Genomic DNA, 18,727 nt, shown 5'->3' with positions numbered 1-18,727 from the left:
TTGGGAATGGGTAATTGGGAATGGGTAATTGGGAATGGGTAATCCTCGTTCCCAGGCTCTGCCTGGGGACGCAGATCCGGAGGCTCTGCCTCCAATTTCCCGATCGCTTTTCGATCCAAAGACTTTGGGTAATTTTACGATCGCTTTTCGAGGCAGAGCCTCTGGACATCGTTTCCCGGGCAGAGCCTGGGAACCAGCGATGCCCGATGCCCAATGCCCAATTCCCAATTAAGGATAGAAAGCCAATTGTGGCAAACCCAAAGTTTCTTCCCAACCCATCATCAAGTTCATGCACTGAATGCCTTGACCGGCTTGACCTTTAATTAAATTGTCGATCGCCGACATCACAATTACCCGATCGGTGCGCGGATCGACTTCCACGCCGATGTAACAAAGATTTGTGCCGCAAGCCCATTTTGACTGCGGATAAACCCCAGCCGGTAACACTTTTACCAAAGGAGAATTGCGGTAAAAAGCGGTGAAAATCGTGATTAAATCTTCCCGCACCAATCCGGGATCTCGCAAATTTGCGTAAACAGTTGCCAGAATTCCCCGCACCATCGGCATCAGGTGGGGAGTAAATTGGACTTTGATATCTTGTCCGGCTAAATCGCTGCAAACTTGCTCAATTTCAGGGGTGTGGCGGTGGCGGCCAACCCCGTAAGCGCCGATGGAATTGTCAGCTTCTGCTAATAACAGATTAACTTCGGCTTTGCGGCCACCTCCCGAAGTGCCTGATTTAGCGTCGATAATTGCTGTTTCTGGCACGATCAGACCTTGTTTTAGCAAGGGTGCCAGGGCTAATAAACTAGCGGTGACGTAGCAACCGGCACAGCCTACTAATTGAGCGTCTTTAATGCGATCGCGATACAATTCTGGCAAACCGTAAACAGCGGTCGCTGCTACCTGAGAGTCCGATCGTTCGCCGCCGTACCAAGCTTTGTAAGTTTCCAGATTTTCAAATCTGTAATCAGCCGACAAATCCAAGACTTTGCAGCCTTTTTCGATCAGCGTCGGTGCCATTTGGCAAGCTAAACCGTTCGGGAGTGACATAAACACAACTTCACATTTTGCTGCTATTCGATCGAGGTCGATCGCCTCAACAGTCAAGTCAATGCAGTTAGTCAGATGCGGATAAAGGCTGGAAAAAGGTTTTCCCGCACTGCTATCCCCGCCCACATACACTACTTCTGCCGCTGGGTGATCCGCCAGCAGTCGCACAAGTTGCACGCCCCCGTAACCTGAAGCGCCGATAATTCCTACAGGCACACGTCCAACATCTCCCATTTTCCTTTATCCCCTCAGCCGTTGAAGTCAAAAACGCTTGAACTTTTGCTGCATTGTAGTACCAAATGCCAACTTTGGTGGCAAAGAATTGTGTTGTTTTGTTATGACTGCCCGCGCCGCGGGTCAAAATCCCGTTTCAAGACCAATTGGTCTCAAATTACGATAGAGTCTGCCTTCGCCTCTGAAAGCTGCGTCCGTTCTCATTAATTTGCTAGTTTTCTCGATCGGTCGATCGCCAAAACCCTAGAGTTAACCAACAGATGTGGTATCGTGCTATAAAAAACTTACCTTAACCCATCAACAAACCGGAGATTGGGATTTCCCCCTTTTTCTTCTGACTACTGACTGTTGACTGGTGACTGCCGAAAGGGCGGGCACTCACAGGCACCGCCCCTACTGCTGACTAATGACTAATGACTACTAACTACTGACTATTGACTTCTTCCTATGGGCATAGTTGTCGAAAACGTATCAAAACAGTTTGGCAGTTTCCAAGCACTCGATCGAGTCAGCTTAGAAATTGAATCCGGTTCCCTAGTCGCACTGCTGGGCCCGTCTGGTTCCGGCAAATCTACACTGCTGCGGCTGATTGCAGGTTTAGAAATGCCCGACTCCGGCAAAATCTGGCTGACAGGCCAAGATGCCACCAATACCAGCGTTCAAGAACGCAAAATTGGGTTTGTGTTTCAGCACTACGCACTGTTTAAGCACATGACAGTGCGAAAAAACATCGCTTTCGGGATGGAAATTCAGAAAACAGCACCCGCGAAAGTCAAATCGCGGGTAGAAGAATTGTTGAATTTAGTGCAATTAGCAGGATTGGGCGATAGATACCCGTCGCAACTCTCAGGAGGTCAGCGGCAGCGCGTAGCCCTCGCCAGAGCCCTGGCTGTGGAACCAAAAGTATTGCTGTTAGACGAACCTTTTGGAGCCCTCGATGCTAAAGTCCGCAAAGATTTGCGCGTTTGGTTGCGACGATTGCACGACGAAGTGCACGTTACCACAGTCTTTGTGACGCACGACCAAGAAGAAGCGATGGAAGTTGCCGATCGAATTACAGTAATGAATAAAGGTAAAATCGAACAAATAGGCACACCCGCCGAAATTTACGACCATCCAGCCAGTGCCTTCGTCATGAGTTTTATCGGCCCAGTCAATGTCTTGCCCAGCAGTTCGAGAATGTTTCAAGACAACGGCTTTGACTCAGCCAACCCCGAAATTTTCTTGCGCCCTCACGACGTAGTAATTGAAACCACAGAAAATAGTGCCACAGTGCCTGCAAGAATCAGTCGCTTGATTCATTTAGGATGGGAAATTCAGGTAGAATTAACCTTAGATGACGGTCAAGTGCTCAATGCTAATTTGACCCGAGAAAAGTTTGACCAATTGATGTTACAGCCGCAACAAAGAGTGTTCGTCAAGCCGAAAGGTGCCAAATCTTTTCCACTGTTTTATTCTATCTGAATTCCACTCCGCTGGAACGATCGCCCGGTTCGCAGTGCGGACTTGCATACGCTCCAATTTGCGGACTCGCATTCGGCACTACTAACCTGCTGGCGCGCGTCCTTAATTTGCTCGTTACCAGGAAGAGCCTGGTAATGCTGATCCGGAGGTTCTGCCTCTCTTTACCCCTCAGCTTCTGGAGAGATAGGAGTGTGGCCTATGTTTAATTTATTAAATTTTCGTTGCTAAGAGCGGACTCGCATTCGGCACTACGAACCTGCTGGCCTGTGCCGTTAATCGAGCGGACACCATCTCTTAGAGAGCGAGCTAAATTTAAATAGCATATCAAAACTAGAAAGACACGGCGCTGCCATGTCCCTAGTTTTTTATGCCGGTAACTGCGCTATTAATCTTTAATGTTGGTGACAGCCTTTTTGACTTGTTGCTCAAATGATGTCGCCCTTGTATTAGAAGGATTTTTCATCTTCTCGCTGTCAGCATCTCCCTGAACTTCATTAATCCCTTCGTTAGCTTTTTTCTGAGTTTCTTTCAAAGACATCGGGTCTTTCAAAACTGCTTTTTGAGCTTCTTTCTCAATTCCCAAAAGTTGATCTTCACCTTGAGTGGGGCTGCTGGTAACGGCAAAAGCCGGGAAAGCATTAGAAACAAACATCAATGCACAAAAACAAACAGCTATCAAACTGCGAAATAAACGCTTGGCGGGGGTATTAAAGCTGATAAAAGACATACAAATTTTCTCCGTTTTTACAAATTTTCATCGCTGAGATTGTTAACAGGCTGAAGCTCGCTCAAATTCTGCACAATCTGTAGCTCAAGTTCGATAAAAGTATACCATTGAACAGTATAACTCTCTGAACTTGAGGTAATATATAATATTGTGCTAAAAATACTGGTATTTGAAATCCTTCTCAGGGAATATTTTTGCTTTGTGTCTTCCGATAGATGAGTCTGGTATCTCGGCTGCAGTCAAGACTAAACTACTGCTGCCGCACGGGAACTTGATGTTTTGCTAGATAAGTCTTAATTTCTCCGATGCCGAGTTGGCCGTAATGCAGCAGGGAAGCCAGGAGTGCGGCTTCTGCTTTGCCTTCGGTCACGGCTTCGTAGATGTGGTGACAGTTGCCTGCGCCACCGGAAGCAATCACGGGAATTTCTACTACTTCGGCGATGCTGCGGGTTAATGCTAAGTCGTAACCGGCTTGAGTGCCGTCAGAGTCCATGCTTGTCACCAGAATTTCGCCTGCGCCGCGCTTTTGGGCTTCTTGAGCCCAGACGATCGCATCTAAGCCTGTATTTTCTCGCCCTCCGCGCACGTACACGTCCCAACCGGGATGATCCGCATCTTGCCGTTTGCGGGCGTCGATCGCGACTACAATGCACTGATTGCCAAATCGATCGCTCGCTTTGTCAATCAAACTCGGATCGCGCACTGCCGCCGAATTAATGCTGATTTTATCAGCGCCTGCCCTCAACAAACTTTTAATCGTGTCCAAGGATTGGATGCCGCCGCCCACTGTCAAAGGGATAAATACTCGATCGGCAGTTTTGTAAACAACATCAATCATAATGTTGCGGTCTTCGTGAGTCGCGGTAATATCCAAAAACACCAACTCGTCAGCACCCGCATCGTTGTATACCTGAGCCATTTCCACCGGATCGCCAGCATCCTTGAGGTTGACAAAATTGACACCTTTGACCACGCGGCCGGCTTTCACATCCAAACAAGGCAAAATTCTTTTTGACAACATAAAATTTTCGTGTTACTAACTTATATCAGTTCCCAAAAAAGATGCAACTGACTGTATGCTGGCGATCCAAACCATTATGCAGTAAGTCAATCCCAATTCAATGAATCTCAAATCTAAAATGGTCAGGATTTACGCTCTTAAACCGGGTTTCTGTGAAAAACTAGGTCGAAAGTCGGTCTGTCCCCTGGCCGGAGGTAAGTCCTGATGGATAATTAACACGCCCCAAGGGGGTTCTGTTGATGTCGGAAGCATCTTTAGCTTTGTAGAAAGCATTTTTTGGCTTGAGTGCGAGTGCTTCAACAAGCAAAACACAGAGGCTCCCCTTGAGATATTCCAAACTTGAAGTAAAGTAACAAATCTTAAAGATACCTGATTTCTTAAGAATTCTAGGTTTGAGATACAGAGCCATTTGCCAGTTTTTTCTAGCAAAAAGCAGCAGGTGCAACTCGTTGGATACATCTGTAGGGTGAAAAAATATGACACTTTCGCTTAAGATCGAAGCATAACTACCTTCGCTGGCGAATTGTGGTTCGGCAATCCTGTATGGGTTAGGTGCATCGACGATCGACCGTGACAATTTTAGATTTGAAAACAGCCGATTTGAGGTTTTTTAGGAGCAATCTCAGTTATAAGCCGCGCGGTAAAGTTAAAATTTAAAGTTTAAAACCTCAAATCGGTTGAGTTGATGTTGTTTCTAGGGCTGTGGTGACTTTGCAAGCCAATCCACATTTGTTACTTCGTACAGAGACTGGCAATCGCTACTTGCCGCTATCCGGCAGCAATTGCTGGACAGTAGGGCGGAATGATGACAATAATTTTGTATTGACCGATCGCTGGATTTCTCGCAATCACGCGATGCTACAGCAAATGGAGACCGGAGAGTTCTACTTGATCGACTTGGGCAGCCGCAATGGTTCCTTTGTCAACGGGCGGCGGGTAAGTATTCCTGTGACGCTTAGAAATGGCGATCGGATTATTTTCGGTCAAACCGAATTGGATTTCTACAACCCATTGGCAGGTCGCCGGATCGATCGAATACACGACACAGACTCTGAAGATTTTACCGCGACTTTGACGGTACGTAGCCTGATTACCGTCATGGTAATGGACATCCGAGATTTTACAGTTTTGACTAGACAGCTAGACGAAACTCTACTATCGGAAGTCATCGGCAATTGGTTCCGCAAAGCAGGACACATCATTCGCGAACACGGCAGTTGGGTGGACAAATACATCGGCGATGCCATTATGGCCGTCTGGTTTCACAAACCCAGCGGTGTCACCACCGAGGAAATGATGCGGATTTGCCAAGCTTTGAGCGAACTGCACAAGGCAACGGACGAACTCAGCAGCCGTTACCCCCTACCTTTTCCTTTGCGAGTCGGGGCTGGAATCAATACCGGTTATGCAATGGTGGGAAATTCTGGCAGCAGCGACCGATCGGACTACACCGCCTTGGGTGATACTGTCAACGCAGCATTTCGTTTGGAGTCTTGCACCAAGCAACTCGGCAAAGATATCGCCGTGGGAGAAACCACCTACAAATACCTGACGGAACTCGGCGCCCAGGACGCTTTTGAGCAGCACACCGTGGCTTTGAAGGGTTACGACACTCCCAGCGTGACTTACGGAGGTACTTATCCTGACTTGAACGCTTTTCTCAAAATGAAAGGAAAGGGTTCTTGATAGGTAGAAAATTGGATGCCCAGCCAAAATTCACCTTTAAAAATCCCAGTCCCAGTTTTTAATTTGCAGCGCCTGCTATAAAATTTTTGGCAATCGCTCTGACTGAGTTGCGATCGGCTAAATTTCGCTTAAATTTCGCTCTTCTACCATATTTAGTCCCTCGTGTCAATATCTAAATCTAAAAGTTTTTAACTACTCTCTACCTGTTACGGATTTCTTTGAAAAACTGCATAAGCAAAATGGTAGTCTCTACATAAATGCTGTGTATGAAATTGGGAGACAAAACTTCATGAAACGATTGGGTCGTCTATTGGCAGTATTGGGCTTAGTGCTGGGCTGCTTTGCATGGGCTGGAGAGCAAAGCGCGAGCGCGGCCACATTCAGCCGTCTCGTCTTGCCACCATCCTCGCTCATAGCGGTTGAAGCTCCGGGTAGAACCAATCGCGCCGATGACAAACTTGCCACAGAATACGGCAAAAAACTTGACTTGAACAACAGTGGCGTCCGAGATTTTCGGGAATTTCGAGGGTTGTATCCTACTTTAGCTGGACTAATTATTAAGAATGCTCCTTACGAAAAAGTTGAGGACGTATTCAACATTTCAGGCTTGACGCAAGCTCAGAAAAAGGTGCTAGAAGCTAACGTGGACAAATTCACTGTAACTGATGTCGAATCAGTGTTTATTGAAGGAGACACCAGGTTGAATAACGGTTTCTACGATTAGATAGCAGCGCCTCTCCTGTGAAGGCAGAAGGCAGAAGGCAGAAGGCAGAAGGCAGAAAGAAAAGATTTTTTTTCTAGAGGCTGATGACTTCTGCCTTTAATTTCTCAATCATTCTGCAAAGCTAGCAGAAATTCCCGAAATTGAATGAAACAAGTGCGTTTTCGAGATTGATTTGTAGAGTAAATCTAATACAGACTTGAGTTGCATAAATCCTCGATTAATACATGAATCGCAGATAAAAGGCTGATCAACACAGATAGACGCAGATAATTTCAGATGATTTGTGAATGAGTGCAAGAAATATCAGATAAAATCGACCGACATTAATTCCAGCCCCAAAATTCATATTGAGAGTTAATTCTAAAATCTAATATCTAAAATCGGCAGACTTATGACTGAAAAATTTGACGTATTAGTGATAGGTGCTGGCGCAGCCGGTTTGTACACGGCACTTTGCCTCCCAGAGCATTTGCACGTGGGATCGATCAATAAAAATACCCTGCCAGTTTCTGCCAGCGATTGGGCTCAAGGAGGGATTGCTGCGGCGATCGCCCCTGAAGATTCTGCAGCGCTGCACGTTCAGGATACACTGGCAGCAGGAGCCGGTCTTTGCGATTTGGCAGCGGTGAAATTTTTGGTCGAGGAAGCTCCTGATTGCATTGATTCCCTGGTGAAAATGGGCGTTGCATTCGATCGCGCCGGCCCAGATTTAGCCCTCACCTTAGAAGCCGCCCACTCCCGCCGCCGAGTGCTCCATTCCGCCGACACCACAGGCAAAGCAGTGATAGGTACGCTGACAGCAAAAGTATTGAGCCGCCAAAACATTCAAGTCGTATCCCCTGCCTTTGCATTGAGTCTGTGGCTGGACAAAACCGGGCGCTGCGCGGGCATTAGCACGATTTGTGGCACGAGAGTCAAATGGCTGCAGGCAAAAGCCGTGGTGCTGGCAACAGGCGGGGGTGGACAGGTTTTTGCTCAAACCACCAATCCGTCGGTGAGTACCGGGGACGGGGTGGCAATTGGTTGGCGTGCCGGGGCGCTGTTGCGAGATTTAGAATTTGTGCAGTTTCACCCTACAGCCCTGAGTAAAGTGGGCGCGCCTCGATTTTTGATTAGCGAAGCGGTACGGGGAGAAGGAGCTCACTTGGTTGATAGCAAAGGATATCGGTTTGCTTTTGACTATCACCCTAACGGCGAACTTGCCCCTAGAGATGTTGTCAGCCGCGCGATTTTCCGCCACTTGCAGAAGACGGGGGAACCTCATGTTTGGCTGGATTTGCGCCCGATTGCGGTCGATCGACTTCGCTACAGGTTTCCGAATATTATTCAAGTGTGCGCTGATTGGGGAATTGATATTTTTTCCGAACCGATACCGGTGACGCCCGCCGCCCATTACTGGATGGGAGGAATTGTGGCTGACAAGTTTAACCAAACTTCGATTCCGGGTTTGTACGCGGTGGGAGAAACTGCCAGCACGGGGGTACACGGCGCTAATCGGTTGGCCAGCAATTCGCTGCTGGAATGTCTGGTTTTTGGCGCGCAAATGGCACATTTGGAGGTGGAATCTGAAAATTCCCAGGCATTCACAGATGATGAAGATGTAGGGGAAATTTGGGAAAGATCGATTTCTCAACAGGATATTGACACGATCGAAAAATTGCGGGTGGAATTACCGAGTTTGGTGTGGCAGAGTGCGGGAATTTGCAGGGGAATGCGGGACTTGGAAAGTGCGATCGTCCAAGTTGACCTTTGGCGGCAAGAATTTGCCTCTTTGCCTTTGAGTCAAACGCTTAATTTTTTGCGACCCGGACAAATTATTGATTTTTCACCGGCTGATGCGGAAAATAGCTCAGTTTTGCGGAATTGGGGGGAAGTTGGCAATTTATTGGATATTAGCTACTTAATTCTCAAAAGTGCTGCGTTTCGCACCGAAAGTCGCGGTGGCCACTATCGGGTGGACTATCCCCTCACCGATCGGGATTGGTGCAGGCACACTTTAATTCACCAATCGAATTGGTACAAATCTGGACTCATAGAAGATTGAAAAATTGGGTTCAGCGCGTCCCCGTACCGTCACTTTTGGGGTTCCCGTTGGGGTCAGGTTCGTATTTTTCGTAATTTCCAGAGATAGAGATTTCGGCGACTCTCAACAATGTGGAGGTCGATCGGGCTTTAGTTAAGTAGCTGGTGGAGTTGCTGGTAAGTAAGGCGGCATTTGCGATGCCGATCATATTCACTTGCAAACAGGCAGCCAAGCCTGCCGTTGTTGTGAGCTGAATTAAAGTAAGCATTGTATTTATAGCCTTATTCAAATCACCGCAATAGATGCAGGTTTGTACAACCTATTATACATATCAATTTCCGTAGTTCCACTGATATATTTACATTTGCTTTAATTAATTTTCGTAAATTTACGTAAAGTTTTATAAATAAATGCTTTTTGGCGATTTAAATCTTGTCTCCCGTCTCGGTTTTTGAATTTTTATAATTAGGACTTACGCATGGGGGACTAGAAACCGAAGTTTTTTACAAAAAGCACGTTGCAGTCACCAAATTCGGCAAACAACCCCGTTTCGAGTTGTAGGGTGCCGCTCAAATACGAAGCAAGAGGAGAGAATTGTTCGTAGCTGCAACCTGCTTTTACGAAATAAGCAGGGAAGTAACCCGGATTTGCTATGAGATTCTCCTGTAGAACCTCTATCTGTAGGGTCTGACACCTACGGAGCCTTACCCCTGCAAGCAGTAAATAAAACTCTTTTTTGCCTCAGTCTCGATTTACCTGAGACGACTATCTGCTGTAATAAGTTTCGTACTTTTTTAAGTCTATCTAATGATAGATAACTGATGATAGATGACAAATTATAGCCTTTATGAGTTAAGTGAGGTACACTTTGTAATGGGTAAGCTGTTATACAGTTTAAATGCCGCAACAGCTTAGGAATGAGAATTAAATAACTTACCATTTGATGGTTATTGTGGGATGGGTGGGACGCCCATCCCACAAACTTGTCTAAGTTATTTAATTCGCGCTCCTTAGTGTATTGTCTGCTGCTGTGCGGTTAGGGAAACATCGTACCACGGTACAAAGATGGTTAAGCTGTGGCACATTTAAATTACATATTCAGGGTGATGCTCAGAGCAACGGCTTACTCATTTTTTGATTGTTTTTCAGATAAAATGTAAATGCCGCAACAGCTTATCCAGTTGGTCTTAAAGGGAGAAATAGAAGAATTATTTGTGCAGAAACCCCGTTCGCGAAGACCAAGAATAGTGAATCCAAAAACCGTCGAGAAATTATCAAAGGAATTGAGCCAACCCGAAGGATTGAGTAGCTACAAGCAACATATATTTTTGGGTACATATAGCGGTTATCAAGCTTTGTGAGGTATGCCCAGTTTTGCCTATGCCCACGGAGCCCGGTTTGGCCAGTTTGGCCGCGCCTGCCTGCTTGGCACCTCATGTTAGTGAGTAAGGCTATATAAGTTTTTTGCCTGACATCTAGCGAGCCGAATAAGCCTTGAATAAATACAAACCAACCGTCGCAAATATGAAAATAATTATCCCTAAAAGCAATTCCATACTAAACCTTTGAGCATTGCCCAAAGCCACAAGAATTTGTTGGCGCACCACAAAGGCAAACAGCCAGCAAATCTCTGCTTTCAGCCAAGCTAAAAGGCTTCGGGCAAACAAATATTGCCGACGCGCATTTTGTTCGGTAATCGGTACCGGGTAGTTCAAAGTATGCGGATAGCGGGATGCGGCTGTGGAAACCGCAAAAATAATCGCAGCAACTCCCGGTAGTATCCAGATTGTCACTCTGTCGCCCCAAGCATCAGGCTGCCCGGAAAATCCGAAATGAATGGGAATTCGATCGGGCAAAACCGCCCAAAATTGTACAATCAGCAAAACAGCCAGCAAAATCGCGATTGCCCCGGCGAACTCTACCGCCAAATCAGCAAAAGACATCTCCAGAGAAATAATCGGGCGTTGGTTTGGTGCATTTCCAGTCATGGCTACTTAAAATTAGATTAATATTGAAAATAATAGTATTGGTTTCAATTTCATCCCCCAACAGGTTGCGTTGGGGATTTCCCAACATTTCGCGAGGTTTTATGACGGCTCAGATTTTGGTGGAAAAGAAAAAGTTAGAAAAACCGCCCCTAACAATACACACTTTAGGCGATCGTGTCCTGCGGCAGTCGGCCAAGCGCGTCAGCAGCGTCGATACAGAAATTCGGCAGCTTGTCAGAGAAATGCTGCAAACGATGTACAGTGCCGACGGCATCGGCTTGGCAGCCCCCCAAGTTGGAGTACACAAACAAGTAATTGTCATCGACTGCGAACCCGACAATCCCGCTGCACCCCCATTGGTTATGATCAACCCCACCATCAAAAGTAGCAGCAGCCAACTCTGCATCTTGCAAGAAGGGTGTTTGAGCATTCCGGGAGTCTATTTAGAAGTAAAACGCCCAGAAGTCATTGAAGTGTCCTACCGCGACGAATTCGGCCGCCCCCAAACACTCAAAGCTCAAGACTTGCTGTCTAAGGTGATCCAGCACGAAATCGATCATCTTAAGGGAGTGCTGTTTGTAGACAGAGTAGAAAACAAGCTGGCATTGAATGAAGAATTAGTCAAGCAAAAATTTTCGCCTAAGGCAGTAAAATCAATATGATGGCAGGAACTCCAAAAAGTGGTTTATTGTTAGCTCTTTCGTGCATCACTGCGATCGCGGCTGTCGGCTCGATCTTTGAGCTGTCTTCGGGACAAGCTCAACTCGGCAATTTAGTTACCGGCATCATCCTCGCCCTCAGCATACCGCTAACAGGGATATTTTTCTATGCCGCCGTTCAGGATGCTAGAGCAAATTTATGATTAGTTAGCAGTTATTTGTTATTTGTTATTTGTTGTTGGTTAGGAGTTATTTGTTGTTGGTTGTTGATGAAGATAATTAATAATCAATAACCAAGCGCACAAAACGGAAGTCACTGATACACGGAGAGCTATTTTTTTGCTTTTGACTTGTTTCTTCTGACTTCTGAATTGTCAATAACTAATAACAAATAACCAATAACTAATAACTAATAGATAATGACTGATGACTGATGACTAATAACTCATAACTAATTAAGATGGGATTTCTGCGACAAGTGTCAGCCAAAGGCGCTGCGACAGCGCCAGCGTCCAAGTACCAACTTGATGAATATGGGGAAGTGGCGATCGGGCGCGATCGCAATTGTCAAATAGCTTTAGAGTCGATCGCCCACGGTATGGTTTCCCGCCGCCACGCCGCAGTCCGTCCCCTGACTCAGGGTAATTGGACGAGATGGCAAATTTGCGACCTCAACAGCGCTAACGGAACTTATATCAACGGCCAAAAGCTGCAAGGCTGCCAAATACTAGAAACGGGCGATCGCATCAGTCTCGGCGCAGACGGCCCTGAATTCATATTTGAATCTTGCGTCGCCTCTCACCCGACTCAAATCGGATTGTCCGGGGCCGGAACCGACAATTTTGAGCCGCGCGAAAAAGACGCTTTGACCTTAACTCAATTATTCCCGATCGCCTCCACGGGAAAACAATTAGGCCAAAAAGCATACTTATATCCAGGTATTGCCACAGTTATCTTTGTCGTGTCGATGTTTGTCGCCGTCGGAAATTCCGCAGCATTCAACTTCCTCTTGTCAGCCTACCTCGCCGGTGCAGCTTACTACTTCATCTATCAACTGTGCGGCAAACACAAACCTTGGTGGGTATTGGTGGGTACAGCTTTAGCTACCGTCCTGATATTGCTCAGCCCCTTATTGATGGGATTTATATTAGTATTTAGAGAAATTTTGCCCGGTCTTTTGCCCGCAGAAGGCGAACAAATCAGCTTTTTGCCTTTTTTAATCAGAATGTTCTTCGGAGCTGGTCTAATGGAAGAATTACTCAAAGCATTGCCCGTTTTAGGAGCGATGCTGCTGGGAAATTTACTAAAAAATCCCTGGCGCGATCGCATCGGCGTTTGGGAACCTTTAGACGGAATTCTGTTAGGAAGTGCCTCGGCAGTCGGCTTTACACTATTAGAAACTCTCGGCCAGTACGTCCCCAATATCATCCAAAATATCACCCTGCAAGCAGGGCCAGAAGCCGGACAATTAGTAGGATTGCAGTTGCTAATTCCCCGAATTTTGGGTTCCGCCGCCGGACACATGGCTTACAGCGGCTATTTGGGATATTTTATCGGTTTGAGCGCCCTCAAACCCAGAAAGCGCTGGCAAATTTTGGGCGTCGGTTATTTCAGCGCCTCCGCACTTCACGCTTTGTGGAATGCTTCAGGTGCCGTCAGCGTAATGTTGCTGGCTTTGGTGGGAGTTTTGTCCTATGCGTTTTTGGTGGCCGCGATTTTGAAAGCCCGGGCGCTATCTCCCAATCGGGGACAAAATTTTGCCACTCGCATATTTTATGAAAAATGACGGCTGACTGCTTAATTCTTGACAGCAATCGCGCCTCAAACTGCCATTTTTTTGTTTTGTTTTAACCAGCTTAAACCGACCAGTGCTAAAGCTGTCCCTGCAACTGTTATGGGTTCGGGAACTGGTTCGGCAGCGGTATCTACTAGAGTGTAAGAAACAGGGCGATCGCACTTCCGAATCTCTGTCTTTGTTTCTGATTCATAGTCTGGCCCATCAGATTTTATTTAAGTTTATTCGATCGAACACGCGCGATCGCGCCTCAGTATCCGAATTCTTAACACAGGTGTTTGAGGTATGGGGCATGACCCATGCTGAGAACAAAGGCTCAGTGGCAGCCTAGCCAATGTATTCAGCATTCTCACTGCTTTCGGGCCAACAGCCAACAGCCAACAGCCAAACTCAACTTAGAAATTCTTCACAAATAGTTTCACTGTGGTACTATCTGGATGGCTGTGAGTAGCTTAAGGAAGCCAACGGGCTTGATTCCTGTGGTGGAGGAGAATCCAGGAGTGCTAGATAGGATGTCATTGGGATACGCAAACGTTTTCGCCCACCGAGGTCAACCCGAGCCCCTTCGCATAGGGGTAATTGGGGTTGGCAATATGGGGCAGCACCACGCACGAATTTTGAGCTTGCTCAAAGATGTCGAACTCGTGGGCGTTGCAGATATAAATGTAGAGCGAGGAATTGATGTAGCCAGCAAATACCGGGTTCGCTTCTTTGAAGACTACCGAGATTTGCTCGCCCACGTAGATGCAGTTTGCGTCGCCGTTCCAACTCGCCTGCACCACCCTGTGGGGATGACTTGTCTCCAAGCGGGTGTTCACGTTTTAATTGAAAAGCCGATCGCGGCTAGTATTGCTGAAGCCGAATCTTTGGTCAATGCGGCGGCAGAATCCCACCGGATTTTGCAAGTGGGTCACATCGAGCGCTTCAATCCAGCTTTTCAGGAGCTCGGCAAAGTGCTGAAGACTGAAGAATTGCTGGCATTAGAAGCTCACCGGATGAGTCCTTATTCGCATCGAGCAAACGATGTATCGGTAGTTTTGGATCTGATGATCCACGACATCGATTTGCTGCTGGAATTAGCAAATTCCCAAGTGGTGAAACTGACGGCCACGGGCAGCAGGGCATCGGATTCGGGTTATTTGGACTACGTGACAGCGACGCTGAACTTTGCTAACGGCATTGTTGCCACTCTGACTGCGAGCAAGGTAACGCACCGCAAACTCCGTTCAATCGCGGCTCACTGCAAAAATTCTCTGACAGAAGCAGATTTTCTCAACAACGAAATCTTGATTCACCGACAAACAACCGCCAATTACGTGACAGATTACGGTCAGGTGCTTTACCGTCAAGATGGGTTGATCGAGAAAGTTTACACCAGCAATATTGAACCTCTCCATGCAGAATTGGAGCATTTTATTAATTGCGTGCGGGGTGGAAATCAGCCTTCTGTGGGGGGAGAACAAGCTCTGAAAGCTCTGCGGCTTGCAAGTTCGATCGAGCAAATGGCTCTCGACGGTCAAGCCTGGTATCCGAATCCGAAAGAGTTGGAGCCTACTTTGCCGATCTAATTAGTATTCGATGTCACAATTTATGCCAACAGGGCTGCTGCCTTACAGTGACTGATGAAAACCCCCTACTTTCAAATTGGGGAGCAGGTCAATTGATGACTGATAGTTTTGCTAACTAACTGATTTCCTTGAGGACTCAGGTGAATGCTATCTCGATACAAAGTTGCAAGTTCCGCTGCTGAATTGAAAATCGGGAGAAAATTTATGTAAGTAATTTTCTCGCGTTCGACGAGTTCGGCGAGACGGTCTCTGGCCTTGACTTCCCAGTCGCGGGGGCCCGGCTCGCCGAATTCATGCTGTTTGGGCGTTAGAGCCAGGACAAACTGGCATCTGGCAGCATCCGCTATGCTTTTGATTTGGCGGATTGCTTCTAGGTTGGAGCCGACTCGATCGCGATTTTCGGCGGCGGGGGCTGTTGGGGTATTGGCGGGTAATGCTGGCAGGAAGCGCCTCAGCAGTTCTAGTGTTGCCAGGGGGGGTTGGCGGTCGGGATAAGATCGATCGCGCCCCACTACCGCAGCGTTGGGGGCCGAGGCAAACAAGTCGTCTGTATTCAGCAGCAGCACCACAATTTGAGATCCAAACAAACCGAAGCGCTGGGCGTAGGCCAGTTGATTTCTCGGCCCCCAGGAGTTGGCTGAGGCATTGAGAACTTCAAAGTCAAAATACTTGACTTTTGCCTGCGGTTGTGCTATAGGTAAATTTTCAAATTCTTGTTTCAACTGTCGGGCCATCAGTTCCGAGATGGTGTTTGTCTGATGCGTCCACCAACCGCCGTTAGCAACGGAATCTCCCAGCAGCAAGACGCGCAGGGTTTCGGGTTCTGGAAGGGGGGCGATCGAGGGCGATCGCATGGAATACTGGTTAATCTGAATTAGGTTGCCCAAACGGCGCACTGTTCGATCGGGTGCCAACAAGTAACCGCACTCGGCATCAGCCACGTAAATCAAGGGATTGCCAACACCCAGCAGTCGCAGCAGCAGTTCCAGCAGCACGAACAATCCTGCGGTAACAGCGAAAATTTTTAACAGGAAGAAGGAAGAAGAAGGAAGAAGCAATAAAAACATCAGAAGTTATCAAAAAATTGGGTTAAAAACCCCGTGCTTTGAGGACGGCTTTTTTCCATTGTTAAGTAAAATAACAAATCCATCTTCACAAATGAATATGGTAGAGTTGATAAATCGGACAAGATGTAAAAACCTACCTGCGGACTAAGACCCAAATGTCTTAATCATCCTCGTGCCCGATCGGCTCTGAAGTGTCAAATATTTTTACCAGCTATTAGCAAGCAAAAGTTTTTACTCCGAATCTTGAAAACAAAATAATTTTTTGGTTGAAGCGCGGTTTGTTTGTCGCTGGGGCGGCACTACTAATCGATGCACTTCGGGCGATCGGTCAAACCCTGATTTTTTGGTTGAGGTGCGTCGATGGAAGTTTCTACAGTTTTGGCGCAGCAGCAAGCGAATGCTTCTACGCAAAGCCTTGAAGAAAGGGTTGATTTGTGCTGAGAGTGCGGTTTTTTGGTTTGTCTCAAATGCAATCGACGCACCTCGGGCGATCGGTCAAACCCCGATTTTTTGGTTGAGGTGCGTCGATGCCTCTCGGTGTCAGGATTTCAGCAGTTTGGGGACGGTGCTTGTTGCAAGTTACCCCCCATTTATTGCAAGTAAAAAAAGGTGCGTCGATTTGACGGCTGAAACGCTTGCTGGGCAAGGGGTTGTAGCAGAACTCTTTCCGAAACCACTTCCCCGCAAGGGGACGGAAACCTCATTGGAAGCACTAACTAACTTCTCGTCTTTTTTCTTTCCGAAACCACTTCCCCGCAAGGGGACGGAAACGTGTAGTTCACCTTTTTTGTTGAAACTGTCTACTTTCCGAAACCACTTCCCCGCAAGGGGACGGAAACTAAAATTACCCAAGCATTCACCCAAGCCATTTGTTTTCTTTCCGAAACCACTTCCCCGCAAGGGGACGGAAACCTCCTCCTTCATTTTCTGGAGTTGGCGTTGGTGTGGGAGTCTTTCCGAAACCACTTCCCCGCAAGGGGACGGAAACCCAGGGGCGTCGCGCCCAGGCACGCTATCCTCTTCTTCTTTCCGAAACCACTTCCCCGCAAGGGGACGGAAACATTTTGGGGTGGAGTGTATCCATCGTCCCTTTGTTGTCTTTCCGAAACCACTTCCCCGCAAGGGGACGGAAACATTGTCAGCTCACCTGTTTGCCAATTGACCTTTCCTTTCCGAAACCACTTCCCCGCAAGGGGACGGAAACCTTTCCCCACTGTACCTTGTCGCGACCGCTGTCTCGTGGTACTTTCCGAAACCACTTCCCCGCAAGGGGACGGAAACATCTAACCGGCATTTTCCTTCTTCATCAACTCGCCCACCCCTTTCCGAAACCACTTCCCCGCAAGAGGACGGAAACAGGAGAAGTAGGGGGCGAGAAGCCGTGTCAGGTGCGGATACACCCGTGAAGGAGCAAGTTTTATCCGAGATATGGCAGATCCGCACCCGGAGGATTAACATCACACAATTCCCGCTGCTACTGCACTTCATCAACCTGGAACCTGCTCTATTTTCCTCAAAAAATCCCGGTTTCTGAGCAAGTGCCGCTAACTCCAAATCTAAAATCTCAAATGGATTCGCCTCTGTGGATATAGAATTCTAGAATATACCGTCAAAATCCGCCGGCAGCCGTAGCGTCAACTTGGTGGTTTCAGGAAACCGTGGACTTAAAACAAATATTCAAAACGCCGAATCCCATAATCGGTGTCGTACATTTACAGCCTTTGCCAACTTCCCCCCGCTGGGGGGGGAACCTCAAAGCTATTATCGGAAGAGCCGAACAAGAGGCTACAGCGCTTGCTTCGGGCGGCGCACACGGTATCATTGTCGAGAACTTTTTCGACGCTCCTTTTGCTAAAGACAGCGTAGATCCGGCTGTTGTCAGCGCCATGACTCTGGTAGTCGAGAGGCTGACAAATCTAGTCACGCTACCGATCGGCGTTAACGTACTGCGAAACGACGCCCACAGCGCGATCGCCATCGCCTCCTGTACGGGAGCTCAATTCATCCGCGTCAACGTCCTCAACGGCATCATGGCTACAGACCAAGGCTTAATCGAAGGCCAAGCTCACCAGCTAATGCGCTACAGGCGAGAATTGGGCAGCGATGTCAAAATATTAGCAGACGTGTTAGTCAAGCACGGGCGACCCCTGGGCAGCCCCAATTTGACCACAGCAGTTCAAGAGACGATCGGGCGCGCTTTAGCCGACGCCGTAATCCTTTCCGGCTGGACAACTGGCAGCCCTCCCAATCTCGAAGACTTAGAACTCGCCAGCGCGGCGGCGGCTGGAATTCCAGTTTTTATCGGCAGCGGCGCCTCGTGGGAAAACATTTCCACCTTGATGCAGGCGGCCGACGGCGTAATTGTGTCGAGCTCCCTGAAGCGAAACGGGCGCATCGAACAGCCGATCGATCCGATCCGCGTCAGTCAATTTGTAGAAGCCGCCCGCCGCAGCTTGTCCCAGAAAGAGCTCGAACAAAAAAACAAAGACGCTAACGGATCGAGAGGGCCCACGCCGGAACCGGGCAAAGTCAGGAGTAAAACGTAAAATAGGAATTGTTGTTAGTTGTTAGTTGTTAGTTGTTAGTTGTTAGTTGTTAGTTGTTAGTTGTTAGTTGTTAGTTGTTAGTTGTTAGTTGTTAGTTGTTAGTTGTTAGTTGTTAGTTGTTAGTTGTTAGTTGTTAGTTGTTAGTTGTTAGTTGTTAGTTGTTAGTTGTTAG

20 protein-coding genes and 1 CRISPR repeat array are annotated in these 18,727 nt (G+C 47.5%); of the genes, 11 read left to right on the top strand and 9 right to left on the bottom strand.

The genetic code is table 11. The features are described from left to right. The first annotated feature begins 34 nt into the window (after positions 1-34). Entirely contained in the window at positions 35-232 is a 198-nt protein-coding gene (locus IQ270_RS14595) for a hypothetical protein (protein ID WP_193973906.1), read from the top strand. Here the strand turns inward: IQ270_RS14595 and argC are convergent. Further along, entirely contained in the window at positions 229-1,287 is a 1,059-nt protein-coding gene (gene argC, locus IQ270_RS14590) for an N-acetyl-gamma-glutamyl-phosphate reductase (RefSeq protein ID WP_193973905.1), read from the bottom strand. The genes IQ270_RS14595 and argC overlap by 4 nt on opposite strands. A 447-nt stretch (positions 1,288-1,734) precedes the next feature. Between argC and IQ270_RS14585 the strand changes: the two genes are divergently transcribed. After that, the gene (locus tag IQ270_RS14585; protein WP_193973904.1) at positions 1,735-2,751 is read left to right on the top strand and encodes a sulfate/molybdate ABC transporter ATP-binding protein; all 1,017 of its coding nucleotides are present in this window, start codon (positions 1,735-1,737) and stop codon (positions 2,749-2,751) included. Positions 2,752-3,136: 385 nt separating this feature from the next. Here the strand turns inward: IQ270_RS14585 and IQ270_RS14580 are convergent, their stop codons facing one another. The 3 genes from IQ270_RS14580 to IQ270_RS14570 form a co-directional block, all read right to left on the bottom strand. Further along, positions 3,137-3,478: a low temperature-induced protein gene (locus IQ270_RS14580; protein ID WP_193973903.1), complete on the bottom strand. Its 342-nt coding sequence runs from the start codon at positions 3,476-3,478 to the stop codon at positions 3,137-3,139. Between the two features lie 250 nt (positions 3,479-3,728). Further along, on the bottom strand, positions 3,729-4,499 hold the full coding sequence (hisF, locus tag IQ270_RS14575; protein WP_193973902.1) for an imidazole glycerol phosphate synthase subunit HisF: 771 nt from the start codon (positions 4,497-4,499) through the stop codon (positions 3,729-3,731). 160 nt (positions 4,500-4,659) lie between these two features. Next, complete coding sequence (locus IQ270_RS14570; RefSeq protein ID WP_193973901.1) at positions 4,660-5,076, bottom strand: hypothetical protein; 417 nt, start codon at positions 5,074-5,076, stop codon at positions 4,660-4,662. 125 nt (positions 5,077-5,201) lie between these two features. Here IQ270_RS14570 and IQ270_RS14565 point away from each other — a divergent pair, with 125 nt between their 5' ends. The 3 genes from IQ270_RS14565 (at position 5,202) to nadB (ending at position 8,953) form a co-directional block, all read left to right on the top strand. Beyond that, on the top strand, positions 5,202-6,185 hold the full coding sequence (locus IQ270_RS14565) for an adenylate/guanylate cyclase domain-containing protein (protein ID WP_193973900.1): 984 nt from the start codon (positions 5,202-5,204) through the stop codon (positions 6,183-6,185). Positions 6,186-6,474: 289 nt separating this feature from the next. Further along, complete coding sequence (gene psbU, locus IQ270_RS14560) at positions 6,475-6,909, top strand: photosystem II complex extrinsic protein PsbU (RefSeq protein ID WP_193973899.1); 435 nt, start codon at positions 6,475-6,477, stop codon at positions 6,907-6,909. A gap of 391 nt (positions 6,910-7,300) precedes the next feature. Then, complete coding sequence (nadB, locus tag IQ270_RS14555; protein ID WP_193973898.1) at positions 7,301-8,953, top strand: L-aspartate oxidase; 1,653 nt, start codon at positions 7,301-7,303, stop codon at positions 8,951-8,953. Between the two features lie 10 nt (positions 8,954-8,963). Here the strand turns inward: nadB and IQ270_RS14550 are convergent, their stop codons facing one another. Both IQ270_RS14550 and IQ270_RS14545 read right to left on the bottom strand, forming a co-directional pair. Continuing rightward, on the bottom strand, positions 8,964-9,200 hold the full coding sequence (locus IQ270_RS14550) for a hypothetical protein (RefSeq protein ID WP_193973897.1): 237 nt from the start codon (positions 9,198-9,200) through the stop codon (positions 8,964-8,966). A gap of 1,207 nt (positions 9,201-10,407) precedes the next feature. Continuing rightward, positions 10,408-10,920: a DUF1648 domain-containing protein gene (locus IQ270_RS14545; protein ID WP_193973896.1), complete on the bottom strand. Its 513-nt coding sequence runs from the start codon at positions 10,918-10,920 to the stop codon at positions 10,408-10,410. Positions 10,921-11,021: 101 nt separating this feature from the next. On the opposite strand from IQ270_RS14545, the gene def reads away from it, so the two are divergent. The 3 genes from def to IQ270_RS14530 all read left to right on the top strand — a co-directional run bounded on the left by def (position 11,022) and on the right by IQ270_RS14530 (position 13,365). Beyond that, positions 11,022-11,582, top strand: a complete 561-nt coding sequence (gene def, locus IQ270_RS14540; protein ID WP_193973895.1) for a peptide deformylase — start codon at positions 11,022-11,024, stop codon at positions 11,580-11,582. Further along, positions 11,582-11,782, top strand: a complete 201-nt coding sequence (locus IQ270_RS14535) for a hypothetical protein (RefSeq protein WP_228056373.1) — start codon at positions 11,582-11,584, stop codon at positions 11,780-11,782. The genes def and IQ270_RS14535 overlap by 1 nt, the downstream gene beginning before the upstream one ends. Before the next feature lie 257 nt (positions 11,783-12,039). Continuing rightward, entirely contained in the window at positions 12,040-13,365 is a 1,326-nt protein-coding gene (locus IQ270_RS14530; protein ID WP_193973893.1) for a PrsW family glutamic-type intramembrane protease, read from the top strand. Between the two features lie 35 nt (positions 13,366-13,400). Here IQ270_RS14530 and IQ270_RS32310 read toward each other — a convergent pair whose 3' ends face one another. Next, positions 13,401-13,475, bottom strand: coding sequence for a hypothetical protein (locus tag IQ270_RS32310; RefSeq protein WP_368670117.1), 75 nt, complete (start codon positions 13,473-13,475; stop codon positions 13,401-13,403). On the opposite strand from IQ270_RS32310, the gene IQ270_RS31060 reads away from it, so the two are divergent. After that, on the top strand, positions 13,448-13,705 hold the full coding sequence (locus IQ270_RS31060; RefSeq protein WP_228056370.1) for a hypothetical protein: 258 nt from the start codon (positions 13,448-13,450) through the stop codon (positions 13,703-13,705). The two genes, IQ270_RS32310 and IQ270_RS31060, sit on opposite strands and share 28 nt — an antisense overlap. Before the next feature lie 181 nt (positions 13,706-13,886). Continuing rightward, on the top strand, positions 13,887-14,942 hold the full coding sequence (locus IQ270_RS14520; protein WP_193973915.1) for a Gfo/Idh/MocA family protein: 1,056 nt from the start codon (positions 13,887-13,889) through the stop codon (positions 14,940-14,942). Positions 14,943-15,013: 71 nt separating this feature from the next. On the opposite strand, the gene IQ270_RS14515 is transcribed toward IQ270_RS14520, so the two are convergent. Beyond that, positions 15,014-16,009, bottom strand: a complete 996-nt coding sequence (locus IQ270_RS14515; protein ID WP_193973892.1) for an SGNH/GDSL hydrolase family protein — start codon at positions 16,007-16,009, stop codon at positions 15,014-15,016. 463 nt (positions 16,010-16,472) lie between these two features. After that, on the bottom strand, positions 16,473-16,655 hold the full coding sequence (locus tag IQ270_RS14510; protein ID WP_193973891.1) for a hypothetical protein: 183 nt from the start codon (positions 16,653-16,655) through the stop codon (positions 16,473-16,475). A gap of 17 nt (positions 16,656-16,672) precedes the next feature. Continuing rightward, positions 16,673-17,366: a CRISPR direct-repeat array (repeat unit 36 nt; unit sequence CTTTCCGAAACCACTTCCCCGCAAGGGGACGGAAAC). Positions 17,367-17,667: 301 nt separating this feature from the next. Between IQ270_RS14510 and btpA the strand changes: the two genes are divergently transcribed. Next, positions 17,668-18,555 carry a photosystem I biogenesis protein BtpA gene (btpA, locus tag IQ270_RS14505; RefSeq protein WP_193973890.1) on the top strand — a complete coding sequence of 296 codons (888 nt, stop codon included), beginning with the start codon at positions 17,668-17,670 and terminating at the stop codon, positions 18,553-18,555. Positions 18,556-18,727: the final 172 nt, after the last annotated feature.

The organism is Microcoleus sp. LEGE 07076 (assembly GCF_015207455.1).
Taxonomy (GTDB): Bacteria; Cyanobacteriota; Cyanobacteriia; order Cyanobacteriales; family Microcoleaceae; genus Microcoleus.
Note: the sequence above shows the minus strand (reverse complement) of the source record. Positions and strands in the feature narration are given on the sequence as shown.